The 21583-nt window shown below is 40.5% G+C and carries 14 protein-coding genes; 9 read left to right on the top strand and 5 right to left on the bottom strand.

Annotation, left to right across the window (positions count from 1 at the left end):
• Window positions 1-49: 49 nt before the first annotated feature.
• From ACOV1Q_RS06050 to ACOV1Q_RS06080, 7 genes are all read left to right on the top strand, one after another.
• Window positions 50-1882, top strand: a complete 1833-nt coding sequence (locus tag ACOV1Q_RS06050; RefSeq protein ID WP_424493494.1) for an ABC transporter ATP-binding protein — start codon at window positions 50-52, stop codon at window positions 1880-1882.
• A 124-nt stretch (window positions 1883-2006) separates the two neighbouring features.
• Entirely contained in the window at window positions 2007-2273 is a 267-nt protein-coding gene (locus tag ACOV1Q_RS06055; protein WP_424493495.1) for a hypothetical protein, read from the top strand.
• 136 nt (window positions 2274-2409) lie between these two features.
• Window positions 2410-4383 carry a monovalent cation:proton antiporter family protein gene (locus tag ACOV1Q_RS06060; protein WP_424493496.1) on the top strand — a complete coding sequence of 658 codons (1974 nt, stop codon included), beginning with the start codon at window positions 2410-2412 and terminating at the stop codon, window positions 4381-4383.
• Between the two features lie 10 nt (window positions 4384-4393).
• The gene (gene thpR, locus ACOV1Q_RS06065) at window positions 4394-4942 is read left to right on the top strand and encodes an RNA 2',3'-cyclic phosphodiesterase (RefSeq protein WP_424493497.1); all 549 of its coding nucleotides are present in this window, start codon (window positions 4394-4396) and stop codon (window positions 4940-4942) included.
• Window positions 4943-5112: 170 nt separating this feature from the next.
• Window positions 5113-6570: a RimK family ATP-grasp domain-containing protein gene (locus tag ACOV1Q_RS06070; RefSeq protein WP_424493498.1), complete on the top strand. Its 1458-nt coding sequence runs from the start codon at window positions 5113-5115 to the stop codon at window positions 6568-6570.
• Window positions 6567-7790, top strand: coding sequence for a glutamate-cysteine ligase family protein (locus tag ACOV1Q_RS06075; RefSeq protein ID WP_424493499.1), 1224 nt, complete (start codon window positions 6567-6569; stop codon window positions 7788-7790). Before ACOV1Q_RS06070 ends, ACOV1Q_RS06075 begins: the two co-directional genes overlap by 4 nt.
• A complete protein-coding gene (locus ACOV1Q_RS06080) occupies window positions 7787-8497 on the top strand; it encodes an N-formylglutamate amidohydrolase (protein WP_424493500.1) in 711 nt (236 codons plus the stop codon). Before ACOV1Q_RS06075 ends, ACOV1Q_RS06080 begins: the two co-directional genes overlap by 4 nt.
• Here the strand turns inward: ACOV1Q_RS06080 and ACOV1Q_RS06085 are convergent.
• Window positions 8492-9370 (bottom strand): AraC family transcriptional regulator, encoded by an 879-nt coding sequence (locus ACOV1Q_RS06085; protein ID WP_424493501.1) that lies wholly within the window; start codon window positions 9368-9370, stop codon window positions 8492-8494. The two genes, ACOV1Q_RS06080 and ACOV1Q_RS06085, sit on opposite strands and share 6 nt — an antisense overlap.
• A 221-nt stretch (window positions 9371-9591) precedes the next feature.
• Between ACOV1Q_RS06085 and ACOV1Q_RS06090 the strand changes: the two genes are divergently transcribed.
• Window positions 9592-10176: a T9SS type A sorting domain-containing protein gene (locus tag ACOV1Q_RS06090; RefSeq protein ID WP_424493502.1), complete on the top strand. Its 585-nt coding sequence runs from the start codon at window positions 9592-9594 to the stop codon at window positions 10174-10176.
• Between the two features lie 50 nt (window positions 10177-10226).
• On the opposite strand, the gene ACOV1Q_RS06095 is transcribed toward ACOV1Q_RS06090, so the two are convergent.
• The 4 genes from ACOV1Q_RS06095 to ACOV1Q_RS06110 all read right to left on the bottom strand — a co-directional run bounded on the left by ACOV1Q_RS06095 (window position 10227) and on the right by ACOV1Q_RS06110 (window position 19517).
• Complete coding sequence (locus ACOV1Q_RS06095; RefSeq protein WP_424493503.1) at window positions 10227-11279, bottom strand: LLM class flavin-dependent oxidoreductase; 1053 nt, start codon at window positions 11277-11279, stop codon at window positions 10227-10229.
• A 93-nt stretch (window positions 11280-11372) separates the two neighbouring features.
• Complete coding sequence (gene glgB, locus ACOV1Q_RS06100; RefSeq protein ID WP_424493504.1) at window positions 11373-14213, bottom strand: 1,4-alpha-glucan branching protein GlgB; 2841 nt, start codon at window positions 14211-14213, stop codon at window positions 11373-11375.
• A complete protein-coding gene (gene treS, locus ACOV1Q_RS06105; protein ID WP_424493505.1) occupies window positions 14206-17523 on the bottom strand; it encodes a maltose alpha-D-glucosyltransferase in 3318 nt (1105 codons plus the stop codon). The genes glgB and treS overlap by 8 nt, the downstream gene beginning before the upstream one ends.
• Before the next feature lie 20 nt (window positions 17524-17543).
• On the bottom strand, window positions 17544-19517 hold the full coding sequence (locus tag ACOV1Q_RS06110; RefSeq protein WP_424493506.1) for an alpha-1,4-glucan--maltose-1-phosphate maltosyltransferase: 1974 nt from the start codon (window positions 19515-19517) through the stop codon (window positions 17544-17546).
• A gap of 185 nt (window positions 19518-19702) precedes the next feature.
• Between ACOV1Q_RS06110 and treZ the strand changes: the two genes are divergently transcribed.
• The gene (treZ, locus tag ACOV1Q_RS06115; protein ID WP_424493507.1) at window positions 19703-21511 is read left to right on the top strand and encodes a malto-oligosyltrehalose trehalohydrolase; all 1809 of its coding nucleotides are present in this window, start codon (window positions 19703-19705) and stop codon (window positions 21509-21511) included.
• The last annotated feature ends 72 nt before the right edge of the window (window positions 21512-21583 follow it).

Genomic DNA, 21583 nt, shown 5'->3' on the forward strand with positions numbered 1-21583 from the left:
TTCTATTATAGACTAAAATTTCATTCTTAACTTGCGCAAAAATTCTGCTTTGCCAAGAAAAAAACAATCCATAGAACCTCAAAAAATCAACTTTAGGGAGAGTTTCGCCTCCTTGAAGTATGTGCCGCGGTTCTTTAAAGAAATAAGAAAAGTGAACCCTTTGCTTTTCTATGCCAATCTTCTATCCCGAATAGCCAATGCTTTTGTGCCAATGCTCATGCTATGGATTGGAAAGTTGATCATAGATGAGGTGGTGCTGCAAATTTCTGCAGAAGTAAAAGATCTTGACCGGCTCTGGATGCTGGTGGCGGTGGAGTTTGGACTGGCCGTTTTTAGCGATTTGTTAAGCAGGGGAATTAGCCTGAGCGATGCTTTGTTGGGGGACCAATACTCTATCAACACTTCGGTCAAGATTATTCGTAAAACTTCTGAATTGGGTCTTGACCAGCTCGAGGATTCCGAGTTTTATGATAAACTAGAAAGGGCAAGACAGCAAACGACGGGCCGGGTAGGTTTGATGTCAAATATCTTAACCCAGGGTGAAGATCTTGTAACAATTTTTTCGTTACTGGCCGGAGTGGTCGCTTTCGAGCCATGGCTCGTACTGCTGCTTGTTGTATCCATTATTCCAACTATCTTAAACGAGATAAAATTTAGCGGCACCAGTTACTCCCTTTCAAGGAGCTGGACACAGGAGCGGCGGGAGCTGGATTATCTTCGTTATGCAGGGGCAAGTGATGTTACGGCAAAGGAGGTGAAACTATTTGGCCTCTCAGATTATCTTGGGCAGCGTTTTAAAGGACTTTCAGAAAAGTATTATGCGCAGAGTAAAAAACTGGCAAAGCAGCGGGCTGGTTGGGGATCTGTTTTTAATGTCATTGGAACGGTCGCCTATTATGCTGCTTATGTACTGATCATTTTCAGGACCGTGGCAGGTATATTTTCCCTTGGAGATCTTACTTTTTTGGCAGGAGCCTTCCGCGGATTAAGGCAAAAACTTCAGGGTTTCTTTACACGGTTTACAGCAATCACAGAAAGCGCCCTGTATCTTCAGGATTATTTTGAATTTCTTGATTTGGTTTATGAAGAAAGATCTAAGGAGGAAAAGCTTCCGCTTCCGGAGAAGATCAAAAAAGGTTTTGAATTCGTTAATGTTGGATTCAAATATCCTAAATCAGAAACATGGGTGGTGAGAAATGTCAATTTTAATTTAAAAGCAGGGGAGAAGTTGGCTTTTGTGGGCGAAAACGGTGCGGGAAAAACAACTTTGATCAAATTACTGCTTCAGTTTTATGAACCAACAGAGGGTAAAATTTTGCTGGATGATATTCCTGTAGAACGTTATGACCGAACCGCTTATCAACAATATTTCGGGGTGATTTTTCAGGATTTTGTAAAATTTGAGTTGACGCTCCGCGAAAACATTGCGATGGGAGAGATTAAGGAGATTAAAAATCAGTCAAGAATTGATTCGGCAGCCGATAAAAGTCTGGCGAAAGAAGTTGTGGCTCAATTGCCAGGAGGTTATGAACAACAGCTGGGAAAAAGATTTAAGCAGGGGAAAGATCTTTCGGGAGGACAGTGGCAAAAGATAGCCATTGCCAGGGCTTATATGAAAGATGCGGAAGTTCTTATTTTAGATGAACCAACTTCAGCATTGGATGCCAGGGCTGAAACAGAGGCTTTTGATCGCTTTATAAAACTCACTGAAGGAAAAACTGCAGTGATCATTTCACATCGTTTTAGCACGGTACGAATTGCCGACAGAATTATGGTTCTAAAAGATGGCGCTGTACTGGAGATAGGCACTCACGAAGAACTTATGAGAAATGAAAAACTCTATGCAGAGTTGTTTAATCTACAGGCAGCGGGTTACCTGTAGTTGCCAAAAAAGTATCAGGATTTGTATTTAACAGAATTTTAATTAATTTAGTTCTATAGAAGTTGAAAAAGAATTTTTTCTGTTGCGGGACAAAAGCTGTAGCAGTTTCTCCAAAACAACTGTTATGAAAAACATATCGAAGTACTACTTCGCCATTCTTGCACCACTGGCAATTCTCTTTGCCTCTGCTGAACTGGGTTATATTGGTCCTAAAAACCTCGTACTATTTTTCCTTTTTTACCTGATTGTTTATCGTACTTATATTGACGGAATGCGACTTGCCGCAAAGAACTTAATTTCTAAAAAGGAGATATGGAAATTAATGTTACCCGGAAGCAGATCTGGCTACATCAGGGAACTCTATTTTGATACTGAAGTAGAAAAGAAATAATTTTCGTCGACTTTTTTCCAAAGTTTCTAGAAGGAGCGTCTTGCTACCTATAATTTCTGTACACTTACTAGCAGAAAATTATATATTTTTACTTTCCCTAAAATCAAATGATTCAATATTTTAAGGCAGTATCAGCATGGATTTTCCTTTACTACAGGACATTGTAATTATACTTGGTTTATCTGTCGTGGTAGTATTGATGCTACAACGTTTTAAGCTGCCTTCTATTTTAGGATTTATCCTTACAGGTATCATCATTGGCCCTTATGGTTTAAGTTTAATCAAAGCCGTACACGAGGTAGAAATTCTTGCAGAGATTGGAGTTATTCTGCTGCTTTTTGTCATAGGTATGGAACTATCCATCAAGCAATTAAAATCTATGCGAAAAACCGTCTTTTTTGGAGGGTTTTTACAGGTAGGGCTTACCGTTGCAGTCACTTTTCTCATCTATTTGTTTCTTGGTTTTAAATGGAATGAAGCTGTTTTTGTAGGTTTCCTTTTTTCCCTGTCAAGTACGGCGATTGTTCTTAAAGTGTTGCAGGATCGAAATGAAATTACGGCTCCACATGGCAGAAATGCTCTTGGAATTCTCATTTTTCAGGATATTATTGTGGTGCCCATGATGCTGGTCACCCCAATTCTTGCAGGCCGGTCAACAGATGTTGGCTTCGAAGTACTCGAGTTATTGATCAAATCTGCTCTTGTAGTTGCAATTACTTATGTAAGCGCCAGGTATCTCGTACCCCGATTAATGTATGTTATCGCAAGAACTAAAAGTAAAGAGCTCTTTTTGCTTACTACTATCACCCTTTGTTTTGCCGTGGCTTTTCTAACAGCGGAAGCCGGTCTTTCGCTCGCTTTTGGAGCATTCCTCGCCGGACTAATCATTTCGGAATCAGATTACAGCCACCAGGCAACCAGCACCATATTACCTTTTAGGGAGCTGTTCACCAGTTTTTTCTTTATTTCTATAGGAATGCTGCTGAATTTGTCATTTTTCATGGCACATGCACCGGTTATTCTTTTACTGGTGGTGGTGGTGTTTATTTTGAAAGGTTGCATCGCTGCGGTTGCTACTATCTTTCTAAAATATCCGCCAAGAACAGTGGCGCTTACAGGCCTGGCTCTTTTTCAGATTGGAGAATTTGCCTTTATCCTTTCCAGAGTTGGTATAGAAAATGGCCTTCTTACCGCACAAATGAACCAGTATTTTCTTTCGGTTTCTATTGGGACCATGCTGCTTACGCCATTCGTTCTCATGTTTTCTGAAAGGATCTCCGCCTTTATCATTCGCTCACAAAAGTGGAATGGAAAAGCGGCTTCTTTAGAACCGCAGCAACATGAAGAACTGGAAGGACTGGAAAATCACCTGCTCATTATTGGCTTCGGAATAAATGGAACAAACCTGGCAAAAGCAGCCCGTTACGCCAGTATTCCATACGTGATCCTGGAATTAAATGCCGACACCGTGAGAGCTGAAAAAGCCAAAGGAGAACCCATTATTTATGGAGATGCTGTTCATGAACACATTCTGGAATCGGTGGAAGTTCAAAAAGCGCGGGTAGTGGTCATTGCAATTTCAGATCCTGCCGCGACAAAAGCTATTATTACAAATATCAGGAACCTTTCACAATCTGTTTTTATTGTCGTAAGAACAAGATACGTCAAGGAAATAGATGCTTTGATCGCTTTGGGAGCAGATGAAGTTATTCCTGAAGAATTCGAAACTTCAATTGAAATATTCTCCCGGGTTTTGCATAACTACCTCGTTCCTATTGACGAGCTTGAAAATTTGATTGAAAGGGTGCGGGCAGATAATTATGAGATTTTCCAAAGTCGGAATAAAACTCCCAGAACCATTACTTCTTCCAAGATTCCCGATTTCAAGATAACATGTGTACGGTTAGTTGCAGACAGCGGGAAAATAGTAGGAAAGACCATTTCCGAAGCAAATGTGAGAAGGAAATACGGGGTAAATATCCTGGCGATCAATCGTAAGGAGCAGCTCATTTCTTCCATAGATCCCGATGAGAAGATGTTGCTTAATGATTTGGTCTTCATAAGTGGAGACCAACAACAAATTGAAGATTTCTTTAAGGCCGTGAGCTAAACAGCTATTTATGAAACTTTATTTCATCGCAATCCTGCCCGATCCTGGTTTGAGGCAACGCATCAAAAAGATAAAGGAAGAGGTGAAGGAGCTGTATAATGTGAAAAAGGCAATGAAACTTCCCGCGCATATCACGTTGCAAATTCCGTTCAAATTTCCGGAAGAAGAGGAGGAAAGATTGATTTCTTCTCTGGCTTCATTTGCTGAAGATCAAAAGGCTTTTTCGGTAAATCTTACCGGATTCGGAAGTTTTCCGCCGCGGGTGATCTTTTTAAAAGTAGAAAATGAAAAGCCTTTGCAACTGCTTCAGGAACGTTTGCAGGATGTAATGAAAGATTTTCTTTTAAAAGATGAGGATAACAAGAAGAAAAAAGCTTTTCACCCTCACATCACAGTGGCAACAAGAGATCTTGATAAGGAAACTTTTAAGAAAGCCTGGAATGAGTTCAAAAAAAGGGATTTTGAAGCAACATTCTGTGCTAAAATTATGGTACTGTTCCGGCACGATGGGAAAAACTGGAACCTGCACAAAGAATTTCTTCTGAAGCAAAGATTTTAATAAATACAGTTAAAAAGAGGTTTTATCGCAATTTTATAACAAGCTCAAAACACTATTCTTCAAGATAGAAGGAGCGCCTTTTGAATCGTAAAATATTTTCCTGACCTGCTGATTATTTTGCTTTTTGGATTTATTTTATCTCTAAATTTGATTTAATTTTTAAAACCTGAATGAAGAAATATATAGTCGTAAATCATCCTGAAAATTGGAAAATTTACCTTGAGAATGTAGAGATCATTTCTGCGCGGGATTATCTCACCAACCCCGATTTTGCAAAGCTAAGGAACGCGAGGATCTTTAATCTCTGTAAAGATTATTCATACCAGTCCAAAGGCTATTATGTTTCTCTCCTTGCAGAAGCGCGCGGGCATTTAGCGATTCCCACGGTCAAAAATATTGTGGATTTGCGGGAACCAAAGCTGGTAAGGATCGTTTCAGATGAGTTTGATGATGTAATACAGCAAAGTTTAAAGAACATCAAGTCGCAGGAATTTACCCTTAGTATATATTTTGGTCAAAATGTTGCTCAAAAGTACAGGGAATTGAGTGCCATGTTTCACCGGCATTTCCAGATCCCATTCTTGCGGATCAAGTTTAACTACAGCACCAAATGGAATATTAAATCCATAAAAGCTATTTCTGAAGCTGAAATTCCGCAGGAGCACAAGGAAAGCATGCATTACTTTGCAGAACAGTATTTTGCTAAGAAGCGTTACGATATTCCGAAGAACACAAGTTACGACTATGATCTAGCAATTCTTGTGCATCCTGAAGATGTTGCACCGCCAAGTAACGCAAAAGCAATCAAAAGGTTTGTGGACATTGCAGAAAAGATGAACTTCTATGTTGAAATTGTTTCGCCGAATGACCTTTCCAGGCTATCGGCCTTTGACGCTTTATTAATTAGGCAAAGTACCGAAGTGAATAATGAGGCCTATGCTTTTGCAAGAAAAGCCCAACAGGAGGGTATTGCTATCGTAGATTATCCCGATGCCATTCTCAAATGCTGCAACAAGGTCTTCATGGCTGAAGCCTTGCAAAATGCGAATATTCCCACCCCAAAAACCATCATTGTTCACAAGGACAACAAGAACAGCGTACTGGAAAAAACAGGCTTACCGGTGGTGCTAAAATCACCCGATTCTACTTTCTCTTTTGGCGTTAAAAAAGCCGCTACAGAGGAGGAATATGACATTCTGGTAAAACAAATGCTCAAAAAATCAGAGCTGGTCATTGCCCAGGAGTTTTCTCCTTCAGAATATGACTGGCGTATCGGCATCCTGGACGATAAGCCGCTTTTCGCCTGCAGATATTACATGGCCAAAGGGCACTGGCAGATCTATAACTGGGATGCAAAAAAGAAAGACGACCAGGACGGGAATGCCGACTGTTTACCTATAGAAAAAGTTCCGAAGAAGATCCTCGAAGTAGCTTTAAAATCGGCTAAATTGATGGGCAAAGGGCTTTATGGGATTGATGTAAAAGAAGTAAATGGGAAGCCGTTGGTCATTGAAATAAACGATAATCCAAACATAGATTTTGGCGTGGAAGATGCCTATTACGGCGACCAGGTTTATATGGAAATATTATCGGCTTTAAAAAACCGCTTAGACAAAAAAATAGAATGAGTTATCATCTTTTTGAAGTAGTTGGTATCGAGCTGGAATATATGTTGGTTCGAAAACAAGACCTTCGTGTGACCCCTATTGTAGATAAATTGCTTACCAGGAAGAATGGTGGTGTGCTAACATCTGACGTGGATAATGGCAAGATCGAGTGGAGCAATGAGCTGGTCGCTCATGTGTTGGAACTCAAAACTAATGGCCCAACTGTCGATCTTGAGTCGCTCGATGAACTTTTTGCTGAAAACGTACGGGAAGTGAATGCACTTTTGCAGGATTTTGATGCTCAACTTTTATCAACAGCCGCTCACCCGTTAATGGATCCTGAAAAAGAAATGCAACTGTGGCAACATAATTACAGCAAAATATATGCGCTGTATAACCGCATTTTTGACTGCCGCGGGCATGGCTGGAGCAATGTGCAAAGCATGCACATCAACCTTCCTTTTGCTACAGATGCCGAATTTGAAAAGCTTCATGCGGCGGTTAGATTGCTTTTACCCATTATACCCGGTTTGAGCGCCAGTTCCGCCATTTTTGAAGGTGCATTTTCCAGATTTAAAGATGCTCGAATGCAGGTTTATAAAACAAACCAGAAGGAAATTCCGGAAATGACCGGAAAAGTAATTCCCGAGCAGGTTTTCTCCAGAAAAGAGTATTTTAAAACCATTTTTGAACCTATCAACAAGGCTATAAAACCTCATGATTCTGAAAATATTCTCGATCATCACTTTTTAAATTCCAGAGGTGCCATCGCCCGTTTTGACAGGGGTGCTGTAGAGATAAGGGTGATTGACCTTCAGGAATGTCCCAAAGCCGATCTTGCCATAGCCGTATTTATTATTGAAGCTTTAAAGCTGTTGGTGAGCGAAGAACTGGTTTCTCTTGAAGATCAAAAAAGCTGGCATGAAAATGACCTTTTTGAGATCTTTGATGCGGTGATAAAAGATGCTGAAGGAACAATGATCTCTAATGAGCGATATCTTGCTGTTTTTGACCTTGAAGGACAAGCTACTGTAGATGCAGTGTGGAAAAAGATATACTCGCTGGTTAAAATGAACATATCTAAAAAGCACCAAACCAGTATTGAATTTCTTCTTGAAAATGGAAGTCTTTCTACGCGGATTTTGAGAGCTTTAGGTAACAATTTTATTTCGGAAGAAATTGTGAAAACTTACAGGCAAATTGGCGAATGCCTGGCGGAAAATGAGTTCTTTCAAGCGTGAAATTGATCCTCACCTGTGAACATGCGGGAAATGAAATTCCGCAGGAGTATGAACATCTTTTCCATGGGCAGGAAGAAGTTCTTAAAACTCACCGCGGATTTGATCCAGGTGCTTTTGATCTTTATTCAGCATTAAAAAATGTAGCAGATTTTTGCCATTTTCAAGAGGTAAGTCGGCTTTTGATTGAAGTGAACCGAAGTTTGCATCATCCGGCGCTTTTTTCGGAATTCAGTGGGAAATTGTCTTCAGAAGAAAAACAGGAATTAATAACAAAAGTTTACCTGCCATATCGCAACAAAGTTGAAGTAGATATTATTGATACGCTTCAAAAAGGGGAAAAAATTATTCATTTTTCGGTACACAGCTTTACCAATGTGCTGGACGGGATGCAGCGCAATGCAGATATTGGTTTGTTGTACGATCCTGCTCATAACACTGAAAAGAAATTTTCTGCCGATTTCAAAGCGGAAATACTAAAGGAAGCGCCCGGTTTAAAAATCAGGTTTAACTATCCATACATTGGAAAAGCAGATGGTTTTACCACTTATCTCCGAAAAAAGTATCCTCAGAATTATTCCGGAATAGAGCTGGAGGTAAACCAAAAATTTGTCAGGGACAACCAGATGGATTCCGCGGTAAAAAAAGTTGTACTCCAGGCTTTAATATATACACTTGCTAAGAGCGCCTGGAATACATCTTCTTTATGATAAGACTACTTTAAGCTCGTTTCGGTAAACCGAAGGTGCTTTTCCGGTGAATTTTTTGAACCTTTTGTTGAAGTGGCTAAAGTTGTTGAAACCACTGTCATAACAGATTTCAGTAATGCTAACCTGTTTTTCATGCAATAATTTGGCTGCGTGTGTAAGGCGGTATTCATTCACAAATTCAGTAAAAGTTTTTCCTGTAATTTTCTTGAAATACCTGCAAAAGGCGGGTACAGTCATACTCACCAGGTCTGCAATTTCCTCCAGGCTTATGGGCCTGCGGAATTCTTCCTTTACAAAATTAAAGATGACGTTTACACGGTTATTGTCATGCAGCTCGGTTTCAAGAATGAATCCCTGGGCGTTGAGCACGGTGTAATCTTCGCTCCGCTGAAGTAAATTTAGGATCTCCAGAAGCCTGAGAAGCCTTTCATAATGATCTCTATCTCTCATGGCTTCTATTTTTTTTCCAATGCTTCTCTTAGCGATGCCATGATAGACAATTCCCATTTTAGCCCTTTCAAAAAGGGATCTTATGTTCTTCATTTCGGATATATTAAAGAAATCCTGCCCTAAAAAGTCGGGCTTCATTTGAATAACAGTCTCGTTCTCATATTCCGTAAGGCTGTCGGTAAACCCGCAATGCGGCAGGTTAGATCCAATAAGGATAAGGTCTCCCCTTTGATAATAGGAGACGTGGCTACCAATTTGACGCTTACCGGAACCCCCGTTTACATATACAAGTTCAAGTTCGGGGTGGTAATGCCAAAAAGTATGGTTCTTGTTCTGGTGGTCCTTATTATATGTTCTATATGAAAAAGAGCTGCCAAATGCCGGCTCTATTTTTTCGAATTCTGGTTTTGAAGATAATTTCATGATATCCAGTTTTTAGTGAATATAATGTAAATGTAATTTTTACGGATCATTTATGCAAATTTACCCTAAATATGTTTTATTTACACTAAAACGTTGTAGTATAGGGGAGTGTGCGGTTAATATTGGATATAAATAGACAAATCTACTATTAGTATACAGGCGTTTTTACAACTTATATTAGTTACATAAAATTCAGAGTATTAATTAAAAAACTGAAAATTATGAAAAAGCTAAGTAAAATTGCAGTAGCCGTATTTTTGTTTCTGTTTACTTTCCACGCACGAGCCGGAAAAGATGTAGAAGTGAAGATCCAGGAAGAACAAAACCTGGTAGTGGAGTTTGAGAACATGCAAAGTAGTGCATTTTTATCATTCAAAGATCAAAAAGGCGAAATCCTGTTTCAGGACAGCCTTACCAACAATAAACCTTATAGAACTACACTAAACTTAGAAGTGCTTCCAAAAGGGGTTTATTACCTGGATATTGAGAAGGATTTTGTGATTCACAGCTCCATTATTATTAAAAATGAAGACGGACTGGTTTTCAAAGGTGATTCTTCTAAAACTGTTTTCAAACCCCGTTTAAAGATTGACGAGAAAATAGTAATGGTTTTTCTTAATAACCCTGAAAAGGAAAACACCAGAATGGAAGTCTTTGATTCCCAGGGAAAAATTGTTTGTTCGGTTAAAGATCGACGTGATATTTTTACGAGAACTCTTGATTTTTCTGAAGTGCCGAAAGGAGTGTACACCATTAAATTCAAGAAGGGAAACAGAATTTTTACAGATAAAATTACAATTACTTAAACCCAGACTTTCCTTAATTTAAAAAGACTGCCAACGGCAGTCTTTTTAAATTAACTGATTTTACTATCATCGAAAAAGGGGTTTTTCGCTGGTGATTTATAGAGCCTGCTCAAAATCTCATAGGATTTAAGACGCTCGTCATGATCATAAATATGGGAAACCACCATAACCTCATTAACACGTGTTTTCTCTACAAATGCAGTAATTTTTTTTCTAATTGTTTCCTCGGAACCTATGAAACTGTAATGCATCATTTGTTGAATGGTCGCTTTTTCGCCTTCGTTCCAAAGTTCTTCCATATTATCTACGGGTGGGGGCATAGGTTTTCGCTCATTTCTTATGATCCCTAAAGCAAACTGTTTTTGACTGGTTGCCAATCGTTCTGCTTCTTCATCTGTTTCTGCAGCTATTACATTGACACAAGCAATAGAATATGGTTTTTTGAGCTGTTTGGATTCTTCAAATTTTTCATGATAAATTTGTAGGGCAGAATGCAGATGAGTAGGAGCAAAGTGACTTGCAAAAGCATAGGGTAAACCCAACACGCCGGCCAGATGTGCACTAAAGGTACTCGAGCCAAGAAGATATAACGGCACATCTAATCCTTCCCCGGGTATTGCTCTTACAGCTGCATTTTTATTTTCCGCGGAAAAAAATCGTTGCAACTCCTGTACGTTGTTTGGGAAATCTTCTACCGATTCCTGCCTGTTCCTTCTAAGTGCCATGGCTGTTTTTTGATCGGTTCCCGGAGCGCGCCCCAGTCCCAGGTCCATTCTGCCGGGGTAGATACTTTCCAGGGTTCCAAATTGTTCTGCAACTACCAGTGGGGCGTGATTTGGCAGCATAATTCCACCAGAGCCTATTCTTATATGGGAAGTTGCCTGCGCAATGTGCCCCAGCAATACTACCGTTGCCGAACTTACAATGCTTTCCATATTATGATGTTCAGAGATCCAAAATCTTTCAAATCCCAATTCCTCAACTTTTTGCGCAAGTTCTACGCTGTTGTCAATAGACTTTTTAATACTGTTTCCCTGTACCACAGGTACAAGATCCAGTACCGAAAATTTGGTCTGACTTATCGTTTCTTTGTCCTTTTCCATAAAAATAAAATGAGGCCACAAAATACCATTTTGACGAATCAAACTGTTCTTGTGGCCATAAAATTTAGCTATAGTCCCACTCAGGAAGGACTATTATTTTTTCTTCAAATATACTACTCCCATGGGCGGCAAAGTAAGCGACACCGAATGATTCTTATGATGTGTTTGAAGTGGTTCTGCTTCAACACCTTCGGCATTTTTTACATTGCTCCCGCCAAATTGCTCATCATCACTATTGAAAATTTCCGTCCAGGTTCCTTCCGAAGGAACACCTATACGGTAATTCTCGCGAGGAACAGGAGTGAGGTTACAAACCACCAGGATGGTATCATCAGGATTGTTTCCTTTTCGAATAAAGCTTATAACACTACTTTCGGAATCATTAATATCAATCCATTCAAACCCTTCGGAATCAAATGCTTTTTCGTAAAAAGCCGGTTCAGAAGAATAAATTTTATTCAGTTTTTTCAGTGTTTCCTGTACCTGTTGATGGGGCGCTTCATTAGTCTTGTGCCAGTCAAGACTGGAATCATGGTTCCACTCGGTGGTTTGGGCAAACTCTGCGCCCATAAATAACAGCTTTGTACCGGGGTGCGCGTACATGTAGGAGTATAAACTTCTAAGGTTTGCAAATTTGTTCCAGTCATCGCCCGGCATCTTATTAAAGATAGCCTGTTTACCATATACTACCTCATCATGGGATAGTGGAAGCATAAAGTTCTCGGTAAATGCATAAGTAGTACTAAAGGTGATGGTATTCTGGTGATGCTTGCGGTGAATTGGATCTTTCTGAAAATATTCCAGTGTATCGTGCATCCAGCCCATCATCCATTTCATTCCGAAGCCTAAGCCGCCCATATAAGTAGGTTTAGAGACCATAGGCCATGCAGTAGATTCTTCCGCAATGGTCATAATATCAGGAAATTCAGAATAAACCACTTCATTGAATTCCTTCAGGAAGCTAATTGCTTCAAGATTTTCATTTCCGCCGTGTTCATTTGGTTCCCATTCTCCTTCTTTTCTGGAGTAATCGAGGTAAAGCATAGATGCTACGGCATCTACACGTAAACCGTCTGCATGGAATTTGTCGAGCCAGTAAACAGCGTTACTAATAAGGAAGGAACGCACTTCATTTCTTCCGTAGTTGAAAATATAACTTTGCCAGTCGGGATGAAAGCCTTTCCTTGGATCGGCATGTTCATATAAGAAGGTCCCGTCGAAATAATGTAATCCGTGCATATCTGAAGGAAAATGGGAGGGAACCCAATCCAGGATCACACCTATTCCCGCTTCGTGAAGCGACTCAATGAGATACATAAAGTCTTGCGGAGTTCCAAATCGGCTGGAAGGGGCAAAATATCCAGTTACCTGGTACCCCCAGGAACCAAAGAACGGGTGCTCCATCACGGGCATGAATTCGACGTGCGTGAAGCCCATTTCCTTTAGATAAGCGGGTAATTCTTCTGCCAGTTCGCGGTACGACAGCGAACGCATTTCTTCCTCAGGCACCCTTTTCCAGGAACCTACATGAAGTTCATAAACAGAAACCGGTTGCGGTTCTTTCATTTTTTTCTTACGCTCCTGCATCCACTTCTTGTCTTTCCAGGTATTTTCCAAATCCCAGACTACAGAAGCTGTTTGCGGTGGGGTTTCCCACATAAATGCATATGGATCGCCTTTTTCGACTTCGTAACCGTTGGTTGACTGGATAAAATATTTGTACAAACTCCCCTTTTTCGCATCCGGGATAAAAGCTTCCCAAATTCCGGAGTTGTCCTGTCGTGGTTTCATTGGGTGCGCCTGCTTGTCCCATTGATTAAAATTCCCGATAACCGAAACATGCTTCGCATTTGGTGCCCAAAGTGCAAAATAAACACCTTCGGTTCCCATATATTCCATAAGATGAGAACCCAGTTTTTCATAAAGATGGAAATGCTTTCCCTCCCTGAATAAATGAATATCAAATTCGGTTAGCAAAGTCGCTTCAACGGGCTTTCCACGGGAAGATTTTTCTTTATCCTTTTTAGAAGTGGTGCCTGAAGTAGCTTTTTTGGAAGTTTTTTTCACTTTCTCTTTAGCTTTTTCTTTTTCTTCCGGGAGCACTTTATCTACGGCTTTATCCACCATATCTGGGTCGGGGGCAATACTTTTTGCTATTTTTTTAGCTGTATCCTTTATTGTTTCCTGGTCTGGCAGAATAGATTTTGCCATTTCCTGAATTTGTTCTCTGTCCTTTTCTTCAGGTAGCACCTGGTCTGCAAAATCTTTGGCTTTCTTTTTTGCAGATGCCGTTAAATCTTCTGTAGTAGAAGTGTTCGGCTTCTTTGCTTTTTCTTCGGCGCTAATATCCTTGTCCATTTTTCGACGGGACATTTTCTTTGCAGGGGTCTTACCTTCAGAAGTAGCTTTAGTGCTGGATTTTTTAGATTTTGCAGCAGTCGTACTACTTTTTGTAGCTTTTTTAGCAACGGGTTTTTTCTTCTCTTCTGAAGATGTTTTTCTAGTAGCGGAAGTTTGCTTTGAAGCCGGTGCCGCTTTATCTGCAACTTGTTCATCGATTACAGGATCTTTAAACTTTGCGGCTTTTTTAGCTGCAGTGTTTTTTTTAGCAGTTGCAGAAGTTTTCTTCGGAACGGCCTTTTTAGGCGTTGACGCTTTTGTTTTTCCACCTTCAGCTTTTGCAGACTTCCCGGTAGTTTTTTTAGATTTATCTGTATCCTCAAAACGTCCTTTTGCAGGCTGATTCACTTTAGAAGCTCCCTTTTCCATGGCAGTCGTACTTGAATTCTGCCTTTTTTCAGCAATACCGGGTCCTTTTACCTCACCAGATTCCTTAGGTGTTGTTGTTTTTTTTGAAGCAGCCTTGCCTTTAGTTCCTGTTGCTGTAGTTTTCTTCGTTTTATCTGTGGTTTTGTTATCTTCTTTTTTAGCCATTTTTATACCTCCCTATAATAGTTTTTATGCCCCGCAACGGAATGATCACCCAGTCGGGACGGTTGTTTAGTTCATAATTCAGTTCGTATACTGCCTTTTCAAGCAGGAAAGTTTCCATTAAGATCTTGAAATCTTCATGATCTGGCGGAATAAAATTCCCTTCACCTACTTTCTCAAAGTATCCCTGCAGGTATAACCTTGTAATATGGTAATACCATGATTCTGCCCATTGTTCCAGGTGTCCTTCTTTTCTTTGCTGAGCGAACTCGGGTTCCATAATGCTACTGTAGGCTGCATAATGAAAGGATCGAACCATTCCCGCTACATCGCGTAACGGCGAGCGTTTTAATCTTCTTTCACTAAATGCTCTCGCGGGTTCGCCTTCAAAATCAATGATTACAAAATCCCGACCTGTCCAAAGGACCTGTCCTAAATGGTAATCTCCATGCGTCCTGATTTTCATTGTGGGAATCTTATGGTCATATACCCTTTTGAAGACCTTAAGAACTTCACTTTTCATATCCAGCACTTCCTTTGCCTCCTTTTTGATTTCTTCGGGCAGATTCTTCAAATTCTTCTGTAAATTCTGAAAAGAATTTCTTGTTAAAGATTGCAAAGAAGAATAGAGGGACCGTTGATAGTGTAAGGAGAAAGCTTCGGGTTCAAAGTCTTTTTCTTCAGGATGCGCGGCCAGTGCAGAATGCATTTCAGCTGTTCTTTGGCCCAGCAAGGAGATTCTTTCAGGAAATATGACACCTAAAAGTTCCTTCATGGATTCAGATATGTCATCGTAATTCATGGAGAGTGTGACTTCTCCCGTATTGGGTTCAAACTCCACCCCTTTAGGTCGGGTCATTACATTCTCAAAAAACCGCTCCAGTGAATCTTTTGTGTAATCCCAGGCATCTCCCTGGTTGGGAACCAGATCCTGCATCATTCCCAGAACAATAGAATTTTTGGGTCCTAAATTATATTCAATGGCACCTGCAAACCGGGGTGCATTTTTGTATTCTGTTTTTTCTGAAAGGTAGCGGGAAATCTCTAAATCGGGGTTGATAGTGTTATCCAGTTTCCTGTAAAGTTTCAGAAAAAATTTGTTATCGTAAATAACCGAAGTGTTGCTCTGTTCTGCATTCAGGATCTTGGATTGAATCTCGCCTGTGCCAAGGTCATTTTCAGATTCACTGTGATAAAAATTCAGTTCTCCACTGCCATTTTCAACGGTTCTGTTTTGGCGGATATTGCTGAATACGGTATTTCGGAAATCTTCATCGTACACAGAGTCGAACAGGATTCCTTTTTCATCGCCCAGCTGAAGGTTCGCTATAATTGCTTTATTAGGAATTTCTTTGACATCTTCTTCGTGCTCATTTGAAATGAAGGACAGCGGTAATTGATAAACTTCAGGCAGACCATCATTGTAATTCACTTCTACCAAAACAAGAGTAGAGTGAAGATTGGTTACCGGGATATCAATAATATCTTTAATTGTAATGTTCTGGATCACTCTGGATTTTCCGCCAAACCACCTGCAGGTGTTCAGGTAACCGGGAAGAATTTTGCTTTCCAGTCTGTTTTTCATCTTATTACCAAATAGCTGTTCCCATTGGTCTACTTTCAGCATTTGACTGTAGGTTTTTCCTTCTTCGCGACCCTTTTCCTTTTCTAAGAGAAACCAATAGTAGCCATGTGGTGCCATTGTAAATAGGTAAGGGTTTTCTGTAACTTTCGGAAATTTGTTATGGCTGAACACCTCTACGGGCGTGTAGCCTTCATAATCTTCCAGTTCCAGCTCTGCAGCCTGTGGAAAACGTGATAGGTTTCCCAGAACGAGGATTTCTTCGTCCTCATATGTTCTTGTATAGGCAATGACTTTTGCATTTGAAGGGGAAAGAAATTTTATGTCTCCGCGCCCAAATGCTTTAAATTTCTTCCTCATGCTTATGATCCTTTTCATCCACCAAAGTAGAGAGGAGGAATTCATTTGCTGAGATTCAACATTGATCGATTCATATTTGTACTCGGGATCAATGATCACAGGTAAATATAATTTGTGCGGATTGGCCTTTGAGAATCCGGCGTTCCTGTCGGCAGACCATTGCATTGGAGTTCTTACTCCGTCACGATCCCCAAGGTAGAAGTTATCTCCCATTCCAATTTCATCTCCATAATAGATAATGGGAGTACCAGGAAGGGAGAAGAGCAGGACATTCATCAGCTCGATCTTGTTCCTGTTGTTTTCTAACAGAGGAGCCAACCGGTGACGAATTCCCACATTGATCTTTGCCTGCGGATCTTTGGTATAAACTTTATACATGTAATCCCGCTCCTCATCTGTCACCATTTCCAGTGTTAACTCATCGTGGTTTCTGAGAAAAATTCCCCACTGGCAGGATTCCGGAATATCTGGCGTCTGGTCGATGATGTCGATAATTGGATAACGATCCTCCATTTTCACCGCCATGAACATCCTCGGCATTATTGGAAAATGGTAGTTCATATGGCATTCGTCTCCATCACCAAAGTAGGCTGCGGAATCTTCAGGCCACATATTTGCTTCGGCCAAAAGAAGTTTATTGTCAAAATGTTCGTCTATATGCGCCCGAAGTTTTTTAAGAAATTCATGTGTCTGAGGCAGGTTCTCGCAATTTGTATTATCTCTTTCAAAAAGATAGGGAACTGCATCAAGCCTGAAGCCATCAACTCCCATTTTACACCAGAAGTCCAGCATTTTAAAAACTTCCTGTTGCACCTCGGGATTGTCAAAATTTAAATCTGGCTGATGTGCAAAGAAGCGGTGCCAAAAATAGGCTTTTGCTTCAGGATCCCAGGTCCAGTTAGAAGGCTCGGTATCGGTAAAAATGATTCGGGCATCTTTGTATTTGTTGGGATCATCTGTCCATACGTAATAGTCTCGGTATTTGGAACCTTCAGGAGCGCGGCGAGCTTTCTGAAACCAGGGGTGCTGGTCTGAAGTATGATTAATTACCAGCTCCGTAATAATTCTTAAGCCCCGATTGTGCGCTTCCTGAATCAATTTTTTGAAGATTTTTATATCTCCATACGACGGATTAATAGAATAATAATCTGCTATATCATAACCGTCATCGCGAAGCGGAGAAGGGTAAAATGGCAATAGCCAGATGGCAGTCACTCCAAGATCTTCAAGGTAATCAAGTTTTTCTAGCAGTCCCTGGAAATCGCCTATTCCGTCGCCGTTGCTGTCATAAAAAGCTTTAATATGTAGTTCGTAGATAATGGCATCTTTGTACCAGTGTACATTATCATCTATATGTAAAGGATTGGTCATAGCTTAATTTAAGTTGATTTTTACGCTTTTATTCGTTCAATTCTGAAAATATGTGCCGGCATGGAATTAGGATGAAGGGCTACATAATTCCACTCGTTCTGCCAGGTATAACGGCTATTGGCTAATAGGTCATGTACTTCGAAAGGCTGATTTTCTTCCAGTTTTAGATGCTGAAGCGGAACCTTTACCCACCCGGACTGGCTGTATTGCGCATCGAGATTCACTACGATTAGCAGCTTATTCTCTTCATCCTGGTCTACTTTAGTATAAGCTATTAGCTGATCATTGTCGGTTTCGCAAAACTCAATGTTCCAGGTAGATTGCAAGGCCGTGTTCTCTTTTCTAATCTGGTTGATTTGCGTGATCATTTCCTTAATCCTGGTTTTTTTGGACCAGTCCCAGTGCTTGATCTCGTATTTTTCTGAACGTGTATATTCTTCTTTTCCAGGATAAGCCTCATTTAAGCCAAATTCAAACAGCGGCCCGTACATTCCCCAGCTGGAGGATAGGGTTGCAGCCAGAATTGTACGTATCAAAAATGAGGGTTCTTGCTTATTTTCCAGTGAAACAGGTAAAATATCAGGTGTGTTGGGCCAAAAGTTTGGCCTGTAATATTCCCGCATCTCTGTTTTTGTCAGTTGATTAAGGTACTCGATGAATTCTTCTTTGGAGTTTCTCCAGGTAAAGTAAGTATATGACTGGTTAAAGCCCACTTTTGCAAGTTTTTCCATTACTCGCGGTCTTGTAAAAGCTTCAGCCAGAAAAATGATGTCATCGTGCTCCTTATTGATTTCTCCAATGGCCCATTCCCAGAAAATAAAGGATTTCGTGTGCGGATTATCGACGCGAAAAATTTTCACTCCTTTATCTATCCAGTAATCCAGGATACTTTTTAATTCCTTCCAAAGGTTTTCCCAATCCTCGGTTTCAAAGTTTACAGGTAGCACATCCTGATATTTTTTTGGCGGGTTTTCAGCATATTGTACGGTTCCATCAGGTCGCCATTTGAACCATTGAGGATGTTCTTTTACATAAGGGTGGTCTGGTGAACATTGAATGGCAAAATCAATGGCGATTTCCATGTTTAGTTCTTTTGCTCGGTTCACAAGACTCTGGAAATCCTCCATAGATCCCAACTGTGGGTGAATCGCCTTATGTCCTCCCTCTTCTGAACCAATGGCCCATGGTGAACCTGGATCTCCCGGTTTAGCCTGGGTAGCATTATTTACTCCTTTCCTGTGTGCCTGCCCAATGGGATGTATTGGAGGAAGATATATTACATCAAACCCCATTTCTGAGATTTCCGGAAGAATAGCTTCACTTGTTATGAAGCTGCCATGTTCTCCTTCATTTGGTGAAGTAGATCTTGGGAAGAATTCATACCAGGCACTAAAAAGTGCCCTTTTTCGCTCTACTCTTAAAGGCAAGGTTCTACTGTATCTTTGTGCTTTTTCCCTATCACGGGCAGCATACATGATTTCTGTGGCTCGGTCGCTCAAGGCTTCCGCTACAGCTTCGTCTTCATTTTCATCTTTCCGAAGCAATTCGATCCAGTTTTTTAACTTCTTTTTATCGGGCGCGGAGGCGCGGCTTAATGCTTCTTCCATCATTTGTGCGCCAATAAGCAATTCCGTCTTCAGCGGCTGGTGATCATCGTACTTCTTTTTGAGCCCGTATTGCCATGTGGCAAAATGATCTACCCAGGCCTCGATGGTGTATTCATAGTCTCCTTTTTCATTTACTTTAAAAGAGCCTTCCCAATGATCATTTTCTATGAAATGCATTCGGGTTTCCTGCCATTTTTTTTCTCTTCCGCGGCCCTTCCTTTTCTGGCGATATAACAGTACCGCATCTACTTTATCATGGCCATCTGCAAAAATATCGGCTTCTACATTTACATTTTCATTTACAATTCTTTTTATAGGATAATGCCCGCAATCTATTTGGGGCGATACGTTATCTATACTTACTCTTTTATGACCTTCCCAGTTCATTAATTAGCTTTTTTAAGTGGTTGATGTTACAGCTATTTGCGAGGCGCCTGGCCCCATCTAACATAAAGTACTTAAATTTAGACAAGTCAGTAAAGATCAGCAGTTAAAAAAATACTAAACCTTGAAAGCACGCTTTCATCTTTGCGAAACCTTCTTAGATTTGGTGAAGTGTTAATTGATAGATTATGGGAAGAAAAGTTGGAGCAGAATACACACCTAAAAAGGCTTGTAGATTTACAGTCTGGGCACCCGAAGCAGAAGAGATGGAAGTGGTGCTGCAAAAGGGGCAGGAACCGGTCTTGATGGAGAAAGTTGAAGATGGTTACTGGGTAAAGGAGGTGGATGGTATTCATCCCGGTGATCTATACAGGTTTCGAATAAATTCTCAAATAGAGCTGCCAGATCCTGCTTCCCGTTCACAACCTGAAGGTGTCCATGGATGGTCTGCCGTGGTTGATGCAGGTTCTTACCAATGGCAGGATGACAGCTGGACAGGAATTCCTCTTTGTGAAATGATCATCTACGAACTCCACGTAGGGACGTTTACTCAAAAAGGCACTTTTGAAGCAGTCATTGAGAAGCTAGACCATTTAAAGGAGTTAGGTATAAACACTCTGGAAATTATGCCTGTTTCTCAGTTCCCGGGCAATAGGAACTGGGGGTATGATGGAGTGTATCCTTATGCTGCACAACACAGCTACGGCGGTGCAGCCGGCTTAAAGAAAATGATAGATGCCTGTCATCAAAAAGGTTTTGCCGTATTATTGGATGCCGTTTATAACCATATGGGGCCAGAAGGGAATTACCTTTCTGAATATGGTCCTTATTTTACCACCAGATATGAAACTCCCTGGGGAAAAGCTATAAATTTCGACGATCATCATGCCGATGAGGTTAGGAATTTCTTTATTCAGAATGCTCTGATGTGGATGGAAGAGTTTCATTTCGACGGACTGCGTTTAGATGCCATTCACGAAATAATAGATCTAGGAGCAACACATTTCTTAAAGGACCTTAGCCTTGCAACTGATGAACTTGAAGCAAAGACAGGGAGGAAGTATGCTCTAATTGCCGAAAGCGACCTCAATGATACCAAGATTATAAATACCTACGAAAAAGGGGGTTTTGGGCTGGAAGGTCAATGGGTAGATGATTTTCACCATTCGCTGCATACGCTACTTACAGGCGAAAAAGATGGATATTATGCAGATTTTGGATCAGCTGAGATCTTGGCAAAATCTTTTCGGCAGGCATTTGTGTACGATGGAAAATATTCCGACTTCCGAAAGCGAACAATAGGAAATGATCCCTCCGGAATAGATCCTTCTAAGTTTGTAGTATGTATTCAAAATCATGATCAGGTTGGTAACAGGCCTTTAGGAGACAGGTTTTCGGAACTCGTTTCCTTTGAACAGCAAAAACTGGCCGCAGGCATACTTTTAATGTCCCCATTCACTCCCATGCTTTTTATGGGAGAGGAATTTTCTGAAGATCAACCGTTTCAGTATTTTGTGAGTCATGGCGATCCAGAACTAGTCAAAGCAGTGCAGGAAGGGCGAAAAAGGGAATTCAAATATTTTCTGGAGCACAGCGGGGAATTTCCAGATCCGCAGTCCGAAGAAACTTTTCAACGCTCCAAGCTAAACTGGGACTTTCAAAAAAATAATCAGAAAAATGCCATTTTTGAATATTATAAGGAGCTTATCAAGCTTCGGAAGGCCGGAAAATTCCAGGATTTCAGAAATGAAAAAATAGTAACCGAAGCGTTTATGGATCGCGATGTGGTTAAAGTAATCGCAGGAAAACTTTTTGCACTCTTTAACTTTAGTGAAGATGCTCAAAAAGTGAAAATGCCTGCAAAACCTGAAAACTGGAAATTAATAATTGCTTCCGGAGATAAAAAATGGAGTGGTAAAGAACAATTTCCGAAGCAAATCCCCGGAGACAAAATCCTTACTGTTCCTGCCTCATCTATAATTATTTGTGAAAGTTAAAGCCGACATGGGCTTACTTCTGAATTAAAGTATATCTTTTAAAGACATTTTTGCTCCCGGAATAAACTAATA

Origin of the sequence: Salinimicrobium maris, from assembly GCF_049680855.1 — a bacterium.
In the GTDB taxonomy this organism is placed as follows: domain Bacteria; phylum Bacteroidota; class Bacteroidia; order Flavobacteriales; family Flavobacteriaceae; genus Salinimicrobium.